Raw genomic sequence first — 15,334 nt, forward strand, 5'->3', positions numbered from 1 at the left:
GACAAAGGAGGCAATAGTGTTATGAAGGTTCCACGTAAAGTAGAGGTGAATTTGTTAATGTTTGCAGCTTTTATTTGGGCCATATCTGGATGTAAGGCTCTTCACACGTCCATCGCGAAAAAGGATTTGGATGTTCAGACCAAAATGAGTGACTCGATTTTCCTTGATCCCGTAGGGCCTGATAAAAAAGTGATCTTTATTCAGGTTAGAAATACTTCGGATAAGGATAATTTCGATATTGAAACACCCATCAAGGCCGCGATTGCCAAACGAGGATATCGGGTGACCGATGACCCGGAAGAGGCCTATTATCGACTTCAGGCGAATGTCTTAAGTGTGGCGAAGGCGAGCCCGACCGCCGCTGAAGCAGCCTTGGGCGGTGGTTATGGAGGAGTGCTTGCTGGAGGCGCTGCGGGAGCAGGGGTCGGGGTTGCGACGGGACACGGGGGGACTGGCGCAGCGGCGGGAGGCCTCCTGGGTTCTGTGGTTGGTGGATTCACGGAGACGGTCGCGGATGCATTCGTCAAGGATGTGACGTACATGGCGGTTACGGATGTGCAACTCGTTGAGAAAGCTCCCAAAGGTGTCATCGTGCGATCGGATAGTCAGCAGAATTTGGCTCAAGGTATGGCAGGGACCCAGCGACAGACGTTTTCTGAGGTCGGGACACTCAAAAAATATCGCACGAGAGTGGTGAGTACCGCGAACCAAGCGAACCTCGAGTATGAAGAGGCCGCTGATTTATTAACGAAAGGGCTGACACGTTCACTGTCAAATCTTTTTTAGTGATCTCTTTGTTTGGCCGATGGCGAGGAAAGTCGTTGTCGAAGTCTCTGAGGGGCCGAAGTCGTTGACTGAGAGGAGCATATGTCATGAAACGTTTTACCGTGTCTTTGTGTTTCGTCAGTAGTATGTGGGTATTGGCTTTGGGGTTTGTTTTACCACATCCGGCGTTAGCCGATGAGGAGGAAGACTTGGCAGCGATGCAACGGGCGTTGAATAAAGAAGTGTTAGAAAGACCTTTCGACCCTGGTGATCAGGCTGAGGTCGATCGATTCGTTGAGGAAGCTCTTAAGAAAAATCAAATTCCACAGGAATACAAAGGCAATGACTGGAAGCCAGGTTATACCTGTAACAACCTGACATATTCATTGTCGCGATACCAGAATTGTCTTCATTATTATCGCTACTACGGAAGATATTATCCGTATTAGTCACAGTGTGTGGCGATATTCCGTTTTTCCTCCTGCCTTGCCCGGGGAGACGGCGCATGGCGGGAGGTCTTCTTCCTTCGACATCCTCAGTTCCTTTCATTCTGTCTCAAGATTTCCTTTCTTCTTTGGCGCATTCGTTTGCATGACGACTTGATCGCTTTTGGCTCTTAAGGTGGACGGTGCCTTACTTTCGTGAATAAAAGAGGCTAAGAGCGGGGTTTTAAATACAATCGTTGTTCGTTGGTATCGAGCGTGACCAGAAAGTGCTTCAGGAAGGACATGCCGAGGAGCCCATCAATCCCAGAAGGAGTATCCGGGAGATCATGGATGGCGACATCAATATCGTGAGCTTTCGCGGTTCCGGCATGGATGGATGAAAGTTTGCTCAAATTCACTTGAATCTGACCACCGGCGGTATTGACAGTGGTCAATCGAGTATCCGTACTGGCTATTAACCCCAGGTCAAGTGCGACTTCATTTGAGAGCACGGTCATCGTCGCACCCGTATCGAGAATCAACTGGACATCTCTGGTTTGATTCAGCCGGACGGAGACGAGCAACGATCCTCCATGTGGAATGACTGGAACGATCACTGTCTCTGTTCGTGGGGCATTTTGTTTCTTATCCCTGAAGGAATATTCATGCGTCGCGTCTTCTGTTTTAGAGGGAGAGGGTTCCGTCGATCCAGGAAGCGGTTGGTGTTTCTCAATCGGACGTTCCAGAGGCTGAGAGTGCATCGATGATTCAGTGGATAGAACGACACACTTTTCCAATTGAGCGGGACTGTCAGTATGGATGATCTCACCGGCTTGAGTCTCACAGCGATACATGGCTGCGAGGCTTTCAGGGAAATTTCCAGGATGGCAGAAAGCGATCAGGATGAACAAGGACACAAGGAGTGTGCGCATCTGGCGTTGAGGCGCTGAATCGAAAAGGGGGCGTTTGTCTAATATCATCATGCCTGGTGAATGAGTCGGTTATGAATTTTGAGCATCTTTCGTGAGCGGAATCTCTACCTTCACGTAATCCCCGGAGTTGAGGATTTTTGTCGATAAGGTGACGATGGTCGGGTCAATACGGTAGACCAGAATATGATTGTCAACCGTTGTGCCTTGCTTGACGATATAAATGGATTGTCCGTTGCTTAAAAAAGCTTGGCTTTCACCGCCTTTCTTTAAGTACCCGAGAAAGCGAAATTGTTGCAGCTGTTGTCTGGCCCGTTGCCTAGCTAATTCAACGGGGTCTGGACCGAGTGGCGGCGTGACTGCTCGAGGCGCTTCTTGTTTTGGCGTGATCCTGGCTGGGGGTGCCTTGGGCTTTTTCGCAGGTTGTGGAGAGGTTGAACGGGGGTGAAAAGTACTAAAGATATTTCGGGGAGTTCCTAATTCGATATGTTGACGGGGATTCGCAAAAGATTTTGCGATCGCCAGAGAACCTGCGGTTGCCTGAAGCGTCACGCCCTGGGAGTGGGTATTGAAACTGTCAGATTGCTCGGATTCATCAAGATATTGGAACAGGACGGCTCCTCCCCATACCAACAACAAGGCCGCGAGAATCTGTCCTTTCGTTTGATTCGTCATAATTGGTGAGGTTCTCGTTGTGAGGCGCTTTGATGCTGCCGTAAAAATGTGGCGACCTTGATCTGGAATCCGACCTCTTGAGATTTTTGAGACCGTTCAGCCGAAAGCTTTTCAATAAACACATACGGCCATTGTGATTCGAGTTCAAAGATAAACTTTCTGATGGCTTGGTACTGTCCCGATGCCTCAAACGTTAAAATGCCCTTGGTCGCGATATCATGTCTGAGCTTCTGGAGATCATAGCCCATGCCTGGAATACGTACGTGATGTGTTTTGGCCAATGACGCAATGGAGACACTTAAACGTGTAAAGTCCTTTTGCGCAGGCAGCCCTTCCCATATTTCCTTCAAAGTCTCTTGCGCTTGTTGAGCCGTCTTCAGTTGCGCCTGTATCTGTAACTCATTCGTGTAAGCCAGTGATGCTTGCTCCAAGTTCGATGTGGCTGGAAAAAAGACGAACAGATACATGCCGAGGGCGATCAAGCATGACAGCCCGGTCAGGAGCGATAACGGGATAAGGTGACGAGACACCTGAAAGGTCGTTTGGGAACGTTTAATGAAAGCAAACGGCATAGAGAGTTTGAATTCTAGAGTTAACTGTTGACCGTGGTGTTCTGTGTCGGTTCATAGAGGACCGTTAATGTAAAAAGAACAAACGGACTCTCTGGCGATTTTTTCTGACGTTTCTGCGCATGTTGAGACAGTACCACGTGATGAAATGACGGATGCGATTCCAAGTGATCCACGAGCCCATTGATATCCGCCAGCGTTTTGGCCGAGCCACTTAAGGCGATAGACGCCTCCTTAAAATTCACTTTGACCGAATCCATCGCAATCGTCGTCGGTACCGTCGATTCCAAATCGTTCAGGAATTGTGTCCAGGAAAATCCCAGCTGTTTGCGGACTTGGTTAGCAAATTGTATTTCTTTAGGTAGAGATTCAATTCTCGCTTTTGATAGATCAAAGCCACGAGAGGAGGCTTTCATGATGAGTTCTTGGTTGTGCGCACGCAGTTCATTCGTGAGTTGCCTGAATTGTGCGCTTTCTTCGTCGATGGTCTGGCTTGCCCACCAGATGCAGCCAGAGATGATAAGAGTTCCTACTGTGACGAGCGTCAGCACCCATTGCGTCAATGAGAGATTCTTCATTCCAGGGGCAGCGAGAGAAAGGTGTGTTCGAGGTTTCATGACAAAACCGCCGCGCTCGCAAAGGCTGAAAAAGAGGTCATCTGAGGCTCAGACCTCAAGATGGTTCGCCTGAGTTTTGGGGACAGCATGTCCGAGACCCTACTGATCCGTACCGGGGGAGCATAGGAGGAACTCGTTGCCAAAAGAGTCGCAACGGTTTCTTCGGTCGGGAGCAAGCGATCACCATGCCACAGGCCTTCTGCAACATATAGTGGGATCGGAACCTGGTCGTGTGGCGCATGAGGCTGCGATTCAAAGTAGTACTGTAATGTTGCGGCGAGTTCATTGGAGACATGATTGACCTGTAAGGGCGAATAGTCATCAAAAACCTGATTCCCGGTGTCGTGTTGGATGTCTGGGGCCTCTGACAGTGTGGATGCATGGCTGTCTGTTTCTGCCACAAGATGTTCTTGGGAGTGAACACGGGGAAGAGGCAGGGATTTCACGCGAATGAATGTAGGATGGTTATCCTGAAAAGCGATGAACCAGAATCCCCAGTTGGCGAAATAGACAAAAAGGTGTTCCTGCGTGAGTTCTCGCGCTTGATTCTTGATGCGTTGATTGAGACTCTGCATGGTTGGTTGGAAATACTCGCATGCGTCTAATCCCGAGAGGCCGACGGAATTCGGCAACAGACCGACTTCGAGGCATGCCTGTTCGTATTGCTCAAGAATATCGTGCTGAACGGCTGTGGCAAGAACCCGTTTGGGGCTTGTTGGCTCTTTAGAATGGGAAAAGACTCGGTAGGCAAACCGCGTCTGGTCAGGTACGACGTTCATGTCCTGTTGAAACTTCCAACGAACGAGGGAATCCTGTTCTGTTTGCTTTGCTGGAAGTGATGAAAACGTCAAGATCGTCGTTCGTCCGCAGACGTCCGGCAGGGATAGGGCAACGGACTGAGGTCGCGAAAGATGTTCGACGAGACTTTTCAGGCTGTGCGTGAAGGCATTCATGTCTTCGATGTTTGGCCGGGTTGGTGACAGTCGAACGACATTGGGAGGCAAAAACCGTTCGGCAATCGCACGACAGGTCACCCGATTCCAGCTTCGCCGAATTTCGACCAGACACAGCGATTCACGGGTAATCGAAAGTCCCAGAGTCGCCTTGGTCATTGGGAAGAATGTCGTCATGTTTTTTCATCAGTCGGTGTGACGCGATTGATCTCTTTTAACGTCGTCTCACCACGAAAGACCTTTTGGACCGCAGCTTGACGCAGTGTGGTTAAGCCTTGGGCCATGGCGGCAATTCGCACTTCCGAAGAAGATTTTCCCGCGAGAATCATTTCTTTGATCGAGTCGGTCAGGTCTAAGAATTCCGTAATGCCTTTGCGTCCTCGATACCCCAGCCCATTGCATTCGTGACAGCCTTTGCCTTCATACAACGTGTTCATCTTGACTGTTTCGTAGTCCAGCCCTGACTCTTCACAGAGCTCTTGGCTCACGTCAACCGAGACCTTACAGAACGGACAAATAGCCCGGACCAACCGCTGTGCCAGAATACAACTGAGCGATGCGACGAAGTTATAGGGTTCAATCCCCATGTTGACGAACCGACTGATCACATCGAAGGCATTATTCGCGTGGACTGTCGTGAAGACTAAATGCCCCGTCAACGCGGATTGTATGGCAATCTGTGCGGTTTCGACATCTCGGATTTCTCCGACCATGATCTTGTCTGGATCGTGACGCAAGATGGACCGCAATCCACGCGCGAAGGTAAGTCCTTTTTTTTCATTGACGGGAATTTGCACGATGCCCTTCAATTGATATTCTACCGGATCTTCAATTGTGATGATTTTGTCCTCGACCGTATGAACTTCATTGAGGGCGCCATAGAGCGTCGTGGTTTTTCCACTGCCGGTTGGCCCAGTCACCAATACCATTCCGTAAGGGCGAGTGATGGCTCGTCGTAATCGACGCAGGTCTTCCGGGTTAAACCCCAACACGTCCAGCGTGAGTCCATGCGCCCCTGTGGCGATATTCTGTTTATCGAGGATTCGGATGACCACTGACTCACCGAACACACTCGGAAGAATCGAAACCCGAAAATCGACTGTTCGTTTCTCGACTTGCAGTTTGAATCGGCCATCCTGCGGGATACGGCGCTCGGCGATGTCAAGCTCGGACATAATCTTCAATCTGGAAATCAATGAGGCATGTAACGAGTTCGACAGGGGTTCCATGGAGTTGTAGAGAACTCCGTCGATCCGGAATTTGACCTGAACCGATTGATCATTGGCCTCGATATGAATGTCACTGACCTGCTTTTGTAATGCGCTGAGGATGATCGTATTCACGAGTTTGACGACTGGACTTTGATCTTTTGTGATCTGCTCGACCGAAAGGATCTCCTCGCCTTTTTCGTCTTCTTTAATTAGGACCGGATCGAGTTCGGCTTGGATTCTGGACAGGACTTGTTTATTGCCCTCGCTGGCGGCCAGAGCATCCTTGATGGCTGAGGGGGGCGAGACGACCAGGCGAAGCTCGCAGCCCAGGAACAGCTCTAACTCGTCGAGAACACGCACATCTTGAGGATTGGGGATGGCTATGGTGAGCACGCCCTGGTCTTTGGAGAGTGGAACGAATGGATAACGATGCATCCACTCGACAGGGATGGTCTCAAAAAACTCGGGATCGACCCTGAATTCCTGGAGCGGATCGTAGGATAATCCATATTGTTCGGCGAGCGCCTGAACGATATGCTCCTCGGACACGACACCTTCTTCGAGTAGAACGGTTTTGAGCGGTCGTTGCGACTCAAGCGCCTGATTCACGAGTTGCTCCATCTGGGAGTCAGTGATCAGACCTCGTCTGATAAAAATATCTTCAAGGGACGTGCGTTTGAGGGGTGTCGGCATTGGCGTCGATCGTGCCTTCGCTACGCGGAGGCGTTAAATGGCTCCGGCCAGGTTAAAAATGGGTAAATACATGATGATCAGGATTCCCGCCACCAGTACTCCCATGCCTAACAACAAGACCGGTTCGATCCAGGTTGTTAAACGAGTCAGTTTATAATCTAATTCGCCCTCGTGAAATTCAGCCACTTCCAAGAGCATAGTCTCCAATGAACCGGTGGTTTCCCCGACTTCTATCATTTCAATCGTCATTCGGGGGAGAAAGGACTCCTGTTTTAGGGATGCCGAGAGACTCTTCCCATCCCTGACGGACTTGATGGCCGAACTCAGTGCCCGTGTGAAGACCCGATTCGTCATCCCCCGTGTCGTCACTTCCAACGCTGATAGCAGGGGAATTCCGCCAGCCAAAATGGTGGCCAGTGTCCTCGTGAAGCGAATCACTTGATTTTTCAGGATCACATCACCAAGCATGGGGAGATGAAGCAACCACCGGTCAATTTGCAATTGTCCGGTGGGAGTTTTCCTCCAGATTTGAAAGAATGTCCCACCTACGACGAGCCCCATGACGATCCATGGGAGCCAGAGGCTTGCCGAGTGAATCATATCGAGCAGCATTTGGGTCGCAAACGGGAGTTCCGTATTACTTTCAGCGTAGACTTCTGAAAAAATCGGCATGACGTACGCGAGCAGGAATCCGACAACCGCAAAGCCAAAGACGACTAAAAACGTCGGATAGGCCAGAGCGCTTCGGACTTTTTCTTGAACACTAATAAGGAGTTTGAGGTACCCGATATATCGTTGGATGACCTCAGGCAGGTTTCCGGCCTGTTCACCTGAGCGAATCGAGGCTTGATACAGCTCTGGAAAGTATGTCGGGTAGTTGGCCATGGCTTCAGAAATCGAAGATCCTCCACGTATGTCTTCACGAATGCCGAGGAGCGCATGTTGAAACGCTCCTTTTGTCGCACGTTCGGATAACAGGTCGAAACTGCGAAGCATCGGGAGCCCGGATTTAATCAGGGCCAGAAACTCTTGATTAAAAATGAGGAACTCCCGAAGCGAAAGCGGTTTTCCTTTTCGTGAGTATCCGCCTGGCGCTGTTTGGGCCGCCCCTTTCCCGTTGAGTTCGAGGATGAGACAGCCTTGAGATTCCAATCGCGCGCGGACAGCCCGCTCGTTTTCCTCTTCACAGATATCCTCGAAAATGTTGCCATCGGGTCTCGCCGCTCTGTAACGAAATTGTGGCACGGGTCGGTCACAGACAATCCAGCATGATAGGTAAGAACACGAATGCTTCCGGGTCGTTATGGCGACTCGGTGTCTTCTGCCAATAAGTCGTGGCTTTCTTCGTCCATGTCGTCTTGTTCGGATCCTTGGCCGGAGACGATGACGGGAACTTTCAACGTTTGCCCTTCGACGATGACATCTGACGTGAGATGATTCATGGTAATGAGTGTTTCAACAGTCGTTTGATACTTTTGAGAAATACCCCATAACGTATCCCCGATCTCCACAGTCCATGTCCCGATCTCTGAGTGTGAGGTTGATGGTTCCGTCATGGAAAAGGCTGTAAGGCTGGCGGTTCGACGTTGCGGGTTCTGTTGATGGCGTTTCATATCTTGCTTGATGTGGATGACATCGGCCATCAGGGTTTTCATGTCTGTCACCATTTGTTGTACAGATTGCTGAATGGTGCCGAGTTCGCCTGTCAGTTCCTGAATGTTGGGGAAGGAGGCCGATTGAGCTCGAAGTTCTGTAACCTCCCGACGCAGCCGGTCGCGTTCACCCTCGACGATTAAGAGGCTTTCCCGATTTTTTTCGACGTCTGCCCCCAGGGTTTCTTCGCGTGTTTTGAAGGATTCAAGTTGTCGGCGCGCGGCACGCAACTCCGCCTGTTGTTTGGCCGTTGCAATTTTTACTGCCGCTAGTTCGGCGCGGAGTAACTCCGCCTCTTCTCGAGCCTCGTGTATCAAGGCTTCGTGAACATTGGGCGCGGGGGGCGCGGGGTTATGAGCTACCGGCTCACCGGCCGTGGCCTGGTGCTGTGCGCATCCGACGGTCAACAACATATACAGCATCAGTATCGTTGATGGGCCATATGTTAAGTGTTTCATCATAAGTTACCATTCCTTGTAAGGCGTGCCATCCAAGGCAGTGAGATCACTGCCACTGTGAATATCAAAAATCCCGGCGGGCGAGTCATCCTCTTCATCTTTTTCTTCTAAGACCTCTTCCCACGTGTCTGATGACTTGGTGAAGGGGTCAACCGGAATACTTCGAATGTAGTGTTCCGTGACCAATTCTTCAAGACTTGCCGGGTATTTCCCACGATCCGCATAAAATTGGTCAATGATCGCTCGAACCGTAAACAAGTTCTGTTTGAGCGCCGCTTCTTTGGCTTTGAGAGAAGACTGCTGGAAGGAGGGAACGGCTAATGTCACGAGAATGGCCGCGATCGCCACCACGATCAATAATTCCAAAAGTGTAAAGCCACTTTTGCTCCTCATCCAGTTTGGCATAGTCACCAGTCACGATATTTCGTTTTGTCCAATGCGACATGGCTGCTGGTCGTGTAAATATCGAACACGTCTTCTCCGCACCACCGATCCTCATCGGCCTCATCCTGATGACACCGAAGGCCCCATTCATCCTTTCCGGTCATGGGATCGATGGGAATTCGGCGAAGATACCGTCGGATCGCATGGGTCTCGTCCACCTGGGCTTCGGCACCCGTCAGTTCAACCCTGAGTAATTGTTCTAAGGATTTCGGGTATCCGTTGTATCCAGTGCTTTCCTTACAGGTCAGTTGATTCTTGACGCAGAGCGGACCAACCAGCGTGTCGCCATCTCTCGCCCAGTCGCGCCGAAACGTATCGATCGCCGTTCGAACGGTGCGCAATGTTTGCCGAAGCTCCAACTCTTGGGAACGTTTGGTGCTGACTTTGGTGATCGGCAACGCCACAGACGCCAAGATGAAAATAATGACGAGTGTGATCAAGAGTTCGAGGAGTGTGACCCCGCGCCTGGATCGTAATCTATTGAACCCAAATCCTCCCATGTTGCGAAATGACGGGAACCTGTTTCCCTGTCGAGTCGATGAATGATGAATGTTGAATGTGCAACGAGGCGTTCCCCTGAGCTTTCGCCTTAAAGGCCAAGGTTGCCAGTTGCCCGCTGCCGGCCACCGATTGGCCGCTTCCACTCAATTGAATCACGACTTGGCCTTTATTCGGGACATCGGAAACGGTGAGTGTAGGGGTAATGTCGTGTTCCTTCCAAAACGTTCCTTCGACCGCTTCCTGAAATTCCAGGATCCCAGGGTCATACGTGATCGTCATATGAGTCTGCTCAGTCGCCGGTACATTGTGTCCTGTGAGGTCAATGCGTACCGTTTTACCCACTTTTGTGGATACAGCAGGGGGAATGAAGGTCAGCCGAGTCGGTGGCGTTTGAGCTGGAGGGGCAGACGTCTGAGGCATTCCAGCTTGTGAAGCTTGTTGAGTAGGTCCTGAAGCTGGAGCGTGTGGCGATGGGGTTTGGTCTTGACTAAGAGCTTGTTCGTTCTCACTAAGGAGGACTGGGAGAGCTACATTGGGCTCGGAAAATAGGGGTTTCGTGTCGAAGTTTTTGGCTGTGCCAGACCAGAGTGTCTGTTTGGCGATATCCGAAGGCGCGAGACTATTCACGATGTGAGCGGTGATGACGAGAATGACTTCTGTCGTAATCTTGTTTGTTTCGGAGTTACTTAACAGATTGCCCAAGACGGGTACGTCATCGATCCCGGGTACCGCTTCCCGTGTCTTTCGATCTTCTTCTTGCAGCAGGCCTGCCAGGACCACTGTTTCGCCATCGCGCAAGCTCAGAGCGGTGTCAGCGGTTCGTGTTCCAAAACGGAATTGTGAGATTTCCGGGTTGGACTGCAGGACGACGCGATCACCCAGTCGTGTCACTTCGACTTGCATGCGTAGAGAAATTTGGTTATTGAGATGAATGGTCGGTTCAACCGTCAGTTTAATCCCGGTATCTTTGAATTCGATGGAGGTCACGGTGGAGGTCGTTGGCGTGGCTCCGGTGGTACCCTGGCCAGGTAAGACATTGGTCGTCGAAAGCAGGATGGGTTGTTTGTCTCCGATATTGATCGAGGCCTTTTCGTTATTCAGAACCCGGATCTTCGGCGCCGCCAGCGTCTTGGCATCAGACTCTTGCTTGAAGAAGTCGAGCAGGATGCTGCCAGGGAATGTAAAGAGATAGGAGTCTGGCCCAAGATTCGTCAATTGCCGATACGTGAAGGTTTGCAGGATGCTGCTGAAGGCATTGGTTCCTGGCGGAAAAATTCCCGCGCCAGCTTGTTTCGCGAAGTTCAGTCCGATCCGTTTCGTCTTGGTTCGGTTGACTTCAAGGACTTCCACGTCAAATAAGACTTCGGCATCACCCCGGTCATTCGCTTGAATGATATTCTCGGCAAGCACGAGCTTGGCTGGTTCATCACGAATCACCACGGTATTCAGCGGTTCATTGACGTAGACTCGTTTCGTTTCGAGAATGGTCCTGAGCAGGTTCGCCATGTCTTTGGCTTTCGCGTTGGACAGGTAAAAGGTTCGAATTTTGAGGTCCTGATATTGTTCTCGCTTTTGTTTCGTGTCGGGGATGATGAGCAAGGTATCGTTGCTGACTCGTTTCGCGAACAGCTCATTGGTGTTCAAAATGAGGGTTAAAGCCTCATCAAACGGCGTATCGCGTGTGAAGATGGTGACAAGATCATCCCGGACATCCTTGTCGAATAAGATGTCGATATTGGCGGTTCTTGCCAGGATTTCAAAGACCTGTTTTAAGCGAGTATTTTGAAACCGAAGTGTGACGGGTTCGGCTGATCCACTCACGGTCTTGTGTTCGTTCTGTCGTTGAGAAATGGCCGTGATGCCCTCAAGGGCTTGAGTCAGACTCGGGTCGAGTTGAATGGCCCGTTCATAATGGACCATGGCTTGATCGAGTTGTCCGAGGCTCTGAAGTTTTTTCCCGTCCTGCAGGGCTTGCCGCGCTTCCTTGAGCCGTAAGACATCGGTCAAGGCTGCCTGATATTCAGGTGTTTCGGGAGATAGCCCCAAGGCCATTTGAAAAGCCTGAAGGGCTTCGGGAAGCTGGTGTTCTTGAAGCCATGTTCTCCCTTCCCTGTAATGCATTTCGGCCGCGCGACCTTTCACCTCTTCCAGTTTGTCCTGAAGTTCTTGGTTGAATGGATCGTGCCGAACCGCCTCGCGATAGGCGGCTACAGCCCCATCCCAATTCCCGTCCGCCACCATCTGTTCTGCAAGATCGACTTGAGGGACCGAACAACTCGTGAGGAATAGCATGAGTGAACATGCGATGAATTGAGGGCGAAACAACATCATTATTATTATGTCAGGAACCATGTATCAAGATTTGGTGACCACTGATCCGCTAACCAATTAGAGATCTTTTCGTTTACTCCAACGACCCCAGCCAGGTTCCAGCAGGCACGATCATCACTCACACGAACACCCCACTGATACTGAAGAGAGCCGCTGCCGATCGACATACACGGATCATCGAATGCGTGGCTGATCCAAGGTATGGTTCTCATCTAAGTGCTCAGAAGATTAGTAGCTCAGGTAGGCCGTCGGCTCGTATACCGTTAGAAAGCTCAAAATCCGATAAAATAACCTAGCACACTTCGAATAATCAGGCTAGATAGCTACTTGATCCTTCTATCGGAAAGCTACCCCATAGAATTAAATTGATTATGTATAACGGCGTCGTCGGAGTTTTCTGGGCGTTTTGTCGGTCTTGCCTTCGTCGGCGAAGTCGGCTGCCTTCGCAGAGATTATTCAGGGAGTCCTGGCTCAGGACTTTCAGGCGCAGGGGAAAGATTTTCAAAAGGTTTTCCTGTTTGAGGATTGATTTCGGTTTGCACTGAAGACGATCCGCATCCAGCCGAGTTGAGGACGCTATGTTTCTGGGCGATATTGCTCGCGCTGACCCCTTGAGCGCAATTACCGGTTTGCCCCGAGGCTTCAAAGCGAACCGCATGATATGTCTTCGCATCCTTGAAGTTGACGCGATCGTAGGGTTTTTCCTGGCTTGTGCTGCGTACACCATGAATTTCAGCCCCGATTTTGATCACGTCAAAGTCTTCTCCGGTGATGGGATCTTTATAGACTGTCTGGAGATAGCGATGAGGCTTCTTCGTCAAATCTATGAGTTTCTGAGGATACCGATTGGGGCGTGTGGCCTTTTGGACCTCGTAGTCCGCGGCATAGCGTTCAATCGCCTCTTTGATACGGGTTCCCCTAAAGACCAGTTCAGCCTCGCGATCCCGTTTTATCGTCACAGACCATTCCTGACCGATCACCATGAGCGAGATGCCCATCATTACGACAAAGAACATGGTCATCAGATAGGTGAACCCGCCCTCAGGACTTATATAGATATGGTTGGGGCGGCTGGAAAAAAAAGAAAGAATGTGACGTATGCCTGCGGAGAGAAACCACCGATACTTTCGGGGCCTCGATGAATGGTGGTTGAGCATGGCCTTTTCTCGTAAATCGATACCCGCTTTATCGACAGCATATTTTCCCATCTGAAGGTGAGTTGTGCAAACACCAAAGCCACTGCCTTTCTGTTGAGTCAGGGATTCTTAATCTGGAAGGGGAGGAAGAGGAAAGTCCAGTGCCTAAGGTTTAGGCACTGGACAAGAGAGTTTGAGTGCCTAGAGGTCTTCAATATCCTTTTCGACTTCTCCGGCAATCATACCATTACATCCTTTGAATGTGTCGAAAAGTCTTGGCGTTCGTGGTGGTTATTTTGCGCTTCCTGCAGCGATCCCTTTCCGCGAATTTTCTAGACGTTTCTGTTCGAGTTCTTCTGCTGCCATCGCTGCTGCACCACCGTGAGTCTTCTCAACATTTTTTTCAAGGGCGTTAATGTCTTCATTAACGGGGACTTCTTTCCCTAAATCCGTTAGGGCGCCGCTTCGTTCTCCGGGGCCGCTTTCACCCATGCCAGTACCCTCATCAGATCCGGAAGGAGTGCTGCGTTGAATGGAACTGGGAATATTATCGTCGGGATTCATCGACGTTCCCGGCTCACCCCCCTCGATCTCGGCGAAGACTCCAGTGCTGAATAAAAGACTTAATCCTGCGATACCCACGAAAACTCGAAAAACCTTCATGACACACCTCCCTACGATTTGAAACTGTAAATACGTTCCGATAATTACTAATTACCAAGAACCTTTCAGGTCGAAGGGTAATGGATTTGTGCACTTTTGGCAACATGTGCGAAATTACACACACATCAGACAAGGGCCTTGACGTACACTCAACAAACGGTCTCAAAACATTTTTTAGCAGAGGCTGCTCATCAGTAATCCAGCGTCCGTTCACGTTCTTTGGCCCATGCCCGTAGCGTATCGATGAGTTCTCCTTCATCGCCAAACGTGGCATCAATGATGATGTTTTGTCCGTTCAGAAGAAACATCGCTGGGACTCCTACCGGAATGTTCATGACCGTATGTCTCGCCTCCTCGTCCACGGTGTAGGGTTCATCCGTACCCTTTTCTGTTTTAATCAGGGCCCACTTCAAATCGCCGATCAGCGGCTGTAAGAGGTGACCTTTGACGATCCAATCCCATCCCTGATAGCCCGCCTTATGAAAGTCGATGAATTGATCTTGGTCGCTAATGACGAGTTTCAGTTTGTCTCCTCGCTGGATTGACGTGATGCCCTTCTCAGCCGCTGCCTCCAATGAGAGAAAGACTGGTTCAAGTTGGCCAATGTTGACTTGAATCACGCCTGATTTCACATGTTCGACCGTGCCCAGGACGATGTGTTCACCGGGGAGCAAGAGCTTGAGTTCAGAATCTGCAGCAGGAGATGTTGCCATAACACAAGGAACGGATAGGAATAGGCCATGAACACTGAACAACAGCGCGGCGAACGCGATAGAACGAAAACGACGGCACAGATTTTCACGAGACATACCTGTACGCTCCTTTTCTTCAGTATGATTGATGTTGAATAAACCAGCTGACCTGCCGCTGGTAGCAATGAAAATGAAAACGATGATCGGACAGTACCTATTAATTTAAATGGGGTTCATGTTACGGCCGTATCATGCCACGATTCGCCGAACATATCCACGAACCGGTCTATTTTTTGACTTGTTAACGAAATAGCCCGTAATTAGGGGCTATCTATCTCTATAGTAGATGCGGAGTATCAACTATACGACGAACGATCTCGTTAGCTGAGGCAAAGCATACACTTTCGGCAATTGTGCAAGAGGTCAGTGACACCTACGAACGGATCGTCATTACCAAAAACGGGACCGATGCGGCTGTCCTTCTGACTGAGCGCAGAAGAGTATGAGAGGCTGCTCGAAATCCTTGATTGACGCACCTACTCTGATGAAGAAGAAGCCATTCGTCGGGAGTCATGCCGGGAAGAGGGTCAAGTCTTTTGTTGATATATTATTGATTGAT

The 15,334-nt window shown here is 50.2% G+C and carries 16 protein-coding genes and 1 pseudogene; 2 read left to right on the top strand and 15 right to left on the bottom strand.

Features of this window, described 5'->3' with window-relative positions; genetic code table 11:
• Positions 1 to 21: 21 nt before the first annotated feature.
• Together MRJ96_13520 and MRJ96_13525 are read left to right on the top strand one after the other, a co-directional pair.
• Entirely contained in the window at positions 22 to 786 is a 765-nt protein-coding gene (locus MRJ96_13520) for a complement resistance protein TraT (protein ID MDR4502464.1), read from the top strand.
• Positions 787 to 872: 86 nt separating this feature from the next.
• Positions 873 to 1,214, top strand: a complete 342-nt coding sequence (locus tag MRJ96_13525; protein ID MDR4502465.1) for a hypothetical protein — start codon at positions 873 to 875, stop codon at positions 1,212 to 1,214.
• 206 nt (positions 1,215 to 1,420) lie between these two features.
• Here the strand turns inward: MRJ96_13525 and MRJ96_13530 are convergent, their stop codons facing one another.
• From MRJ96_13530 to MRJ96_13600, 15 genes and pseudogenes are all read right to left on the bottom strand, one after another.
• Positions 1,421 to 2,122: a retroviral-like aspartic protease family protein gene (locus MRJ96_13530; protein ID MDR4502466.1), complete on the bottom strand. Its 702-nt coding sequence runs from the start codon at positions 2,120 to 2,122 to the stop codon at positions 1,421 to 1,423.
• 69 nt (positions 2,123 to 2,191) lie between these two features.
• Positions 2,192 to 2,794 (bottom strand): hypothetical protein, encoded by a 603-nt coding sequence (locus MRJ96_13535; GenBank protein ID MDR4502467.1) that lies wholly within the window; start codon positions 2,792 to 2,794, stop codon positions 2,192 to 2,194.
• Positions 2,791 to 3,324: a hypothetical protein gene (locus MRJ96_13540; protein MDR4502468.1), complete on the bottom strand. Its 534-nt coding sequence runs from the start codon at positions 3,322 to 3,324 to the stop codon at positions 2,791 to 2,793. Before MRJ96_13540 ends, MRJ96_13535 begins: the two co-directional genes overlap by 4 nt.
• 62 nt (positions 3,325 to 3,386) lie before the next feature.
• On the bottom strand, positions 3,387 to 3,980 hold the full coding sequence (locus MRJ96_13545) for a PilN domain-containing protein (GenBank protein ID MDR4502469.1): 594 nt from the start codon (positions 3,978 to 3,980) through the stop codon (positions 3,387 to 3,389).
• Positions 3,977 to 5,110: a hypothetical protein gene (locus MRJ96_13550; GenBank protein MDR4502470.1), complete on the bottom strand. Its 1,134-nt coding sequence runs from the start codon at positions 5,108 to 5,110 to the stop codon at positions 3,977 to 3,979. The genes MRJ96_13545 and MRJ96_13550 overlap by 4 nt, the downstream gene beginning before the upstream one ends.
• Positions 5,107 to 6,837, bottom strand: coding sequence for a GspE/PulE family protein (locus MRJ96_13555; protein ID MDR4502471.1), 1,731 nt, complete (start codon positions 6,835 to 6,837; stop codon positions 5,107 to 5,109). The genes MRJ96_13550 and MRJ96_13555 overlap by 4 nt, the downstream gene beginning before the upstream one ends.
• 33 nt (positions 6,838 to 6,870) lie before the next feature.
• Positions 6,871 to 8,082 carry a type II secretion system F family protein gene (locus MRJ96_13560; GenBank protein MDR4502472.1) on the bottom strand — a complete coding sequence of 404 codons (1,212 nt, stop codon included), beginning with the start codon at positions 8,080 to 8,082 and terminating at the stop codon, positions 6,871 to 6,873.
• Between the two features lie 56 nt (positions 8,083 to 8,138).
• Complete coding sequence (locus tag MRJ96_13565) at positions 8,139 to 8,951, bottom strand: LysM peptidoglycan-binding domain-containing protein (protein MDR4502473.1); 813 nt, start codon at positions 8,949 to 8,951, stop codon at positions 8,139 to 8,141.
• A 297-nt stretch (positions 8,952 to 9,248) separates the two neighbouring features.
• Positions 9,249 to 9,341: pseudogene (locus tag MRJ96_13570) on the bottom strand (prepilin-type N-terminal cleavage/methylation domain-containing protein).
• A gap of 14 nt (positions 9,342 to 9,355) precedes the next feature.
• A complete protein-coding gene (locus MRJ96_13575) occupies positions 9,356 to 9,892 on the bottom strand; it encodes a type II secretion system GspH family protein (protein ID MDR4502474.1) in 537 nt (178 codons plus the stop codon).
• Positions 9,870 to 12,185, bottom strand: a complete 2,316-nt coding sequence (locus MRJ96_13580) for a cohesin domain-containing protein (GenBank protein MDR4502475.1) — start codon at positions 12,183 to 12,185, stop codon at positions 9,870 to 9,872. Before MRJ96_13580 ends, MRJ96_13575 begins: the two co-directional genes overlap by 23 nt.
• A gap of 44 nt (positions 12,186 to 12,229) precedes the next feature.
• Positions 12,230 to 12,391, bottom strand: coding sequence for a hypothetical protein (locus MRJ96_13585; GenBank protein ID MDR4502476.1), 162 nt, complete (start codon positions 12,389 to 12,391; stop codon positions 12,230 to 12,232).
• Positions 12,392 to 12,676: 285 nt separating this feature from the next.
• Positions 12,677 to 13,432: a hypothetical protein gene (locus MRJ96_13590; GenBank protein MDR4502477.1), complete on the bottom strand. Its 756-nt coding sequence runs from the start codon at positions 13,430 to 13,432 to the stop codon at positions 12,677 to 12,679.
• Between the two features lie 219 nt (positions 13,433 to 13,651).
• Positions 13,652 to 14,023 carry a hypothetical protein gene (locus MRJ96_13595; protein MDR4502478.1) on the bottom strand — a complete coding sequence of 124 codons (372 nt, stop codon included), beginning with the start codon at positions 14,021 to 14,023 and terminating at the stop codon, positions 13,652 to 13,654.
• 191 nt (positions 14,024 to 14,214) lie between these two features.
• The gene (locus tag MRJ96_13600) at positions 14,215 to 14,832 is read right to left on the bottom strand and encodes a hypothetical protein (GenBank protein MDR4502479.1); all 618 of its coding nucleotides are present in this window, start codon (positions 14,830 to 14,832) and stop codon (positions 14,215 to 14,217) included.
• Between the last annotated feature and the right edge of the window lie 502 nt (positions 14,833 to 15,334).

It is taken from the genome of Nitrospirales bacterium, assembly GCA_031315865.1.
Taxonomy (GTDB): domain Bacteria; phylum Nitrospirota; class Nitrospiria; order Nitrospirales; family UBA8639; genus JAGQKC01.

Bases quoted from the DNA above. Each gene is read 5' to 3' on its own strand.
- MRJ96_13520 (MDR4502464.1), top strand. From the start codon at position 22: ATGAAGGTTCCACGTAAAGTAGAGGTGAATTTGTTAATGTTTGCAGCT.
- MRJ96_13525 (MDR4502465.1), top strand. From the start codon at position 873: ATGAAACGTTTTACCGTGTCTTTGTGTTTCGTCAGTAGTATGTGGGTA.
- MRJ96_13530 (MDR4502466.1), bottom strand. From the start codon at position 2,122: ATGCGCACACTCCTTGTGTCCTTGTTCATCCTGATCGCTTTCTGCCAT.
- MRJ96_13535 (MDR4502467.1), bottom strand. From the start codon at position 2,794: ATGACGAATCAAACGAAAGGACAGATTCTCGCGGCCTTGTTGTTGGTA.
- MRJ96_13545 (MDR4502469.1), bottom strand. From the start codon at position 3,980: ATGAAACCTCGAACACACCTTTCTCTCGCTGCCCCTGGAATGAAGAAT.
- MRJ96_13550 (MDR4502470.1), bottom strand. From the start codon at position 5,110: ATGACGACATTCTTCCCAATGACCAAGGCGACTCTGGGACTTTCGATT.
- MRJ96_13555 (MDR4502471.1), bottom strand. From the start codon at position 6,837: ATGCCGACACCCCTCAAACGCACGTCCCTTGAAGATATTTTTATCAGA.
- MRJ96_13565 (MDR4502473.1), bottom strand. From the start codon at position 8,951: ATGATGAAACACTTAACATATGGCCCATCAACGATACTGATGCTGTAT.
- MRJ96_13575 (MDR4502474.1), bottom strand. From the start codon at position 9,892: ATGGGAGGATTTGGGTTCAATAGATTACGATCCAGGCGCGGGGTCACA.
- MRJ96_13580 (MDR4502475.1), bottom strand. From the start codon at position 12,185: ATGCTATTCCTCACGAGTTGTTCGGTCCCTCAAGTCGATCTTGCAGAA.
- MRJ96_13585 (MDR4502476.1), bottom strand. From the start codon at position 12,391: ATGTCGATCGGCAGCGGCTCTCTTCAGTATCAGTGGGGTGTTCGTGTG.
- MRJ96_13590 (MDR4502477.1), bottom strand. From the start codon at position 13,432: ATGGGAAAATATGCTGTCGATAAAGCGGGTATCGATTTACGAGAAAAG.
- MRJ96_13595 (MDR4502478.1), bottom strand. From the start codon at position 14,023: ATGAAGGTTTTTCGAGTTTTCGTGGGTATCGCAGGATTAAGTCTTTTA.
- MRJ96_13600 (MDR4502479.1), bottom strand. From the start codon at position 14,832: ATGTCTCGTGAAAATCTGTGCCGTCGTTTTCGTTCTATCGCGTTCGCC.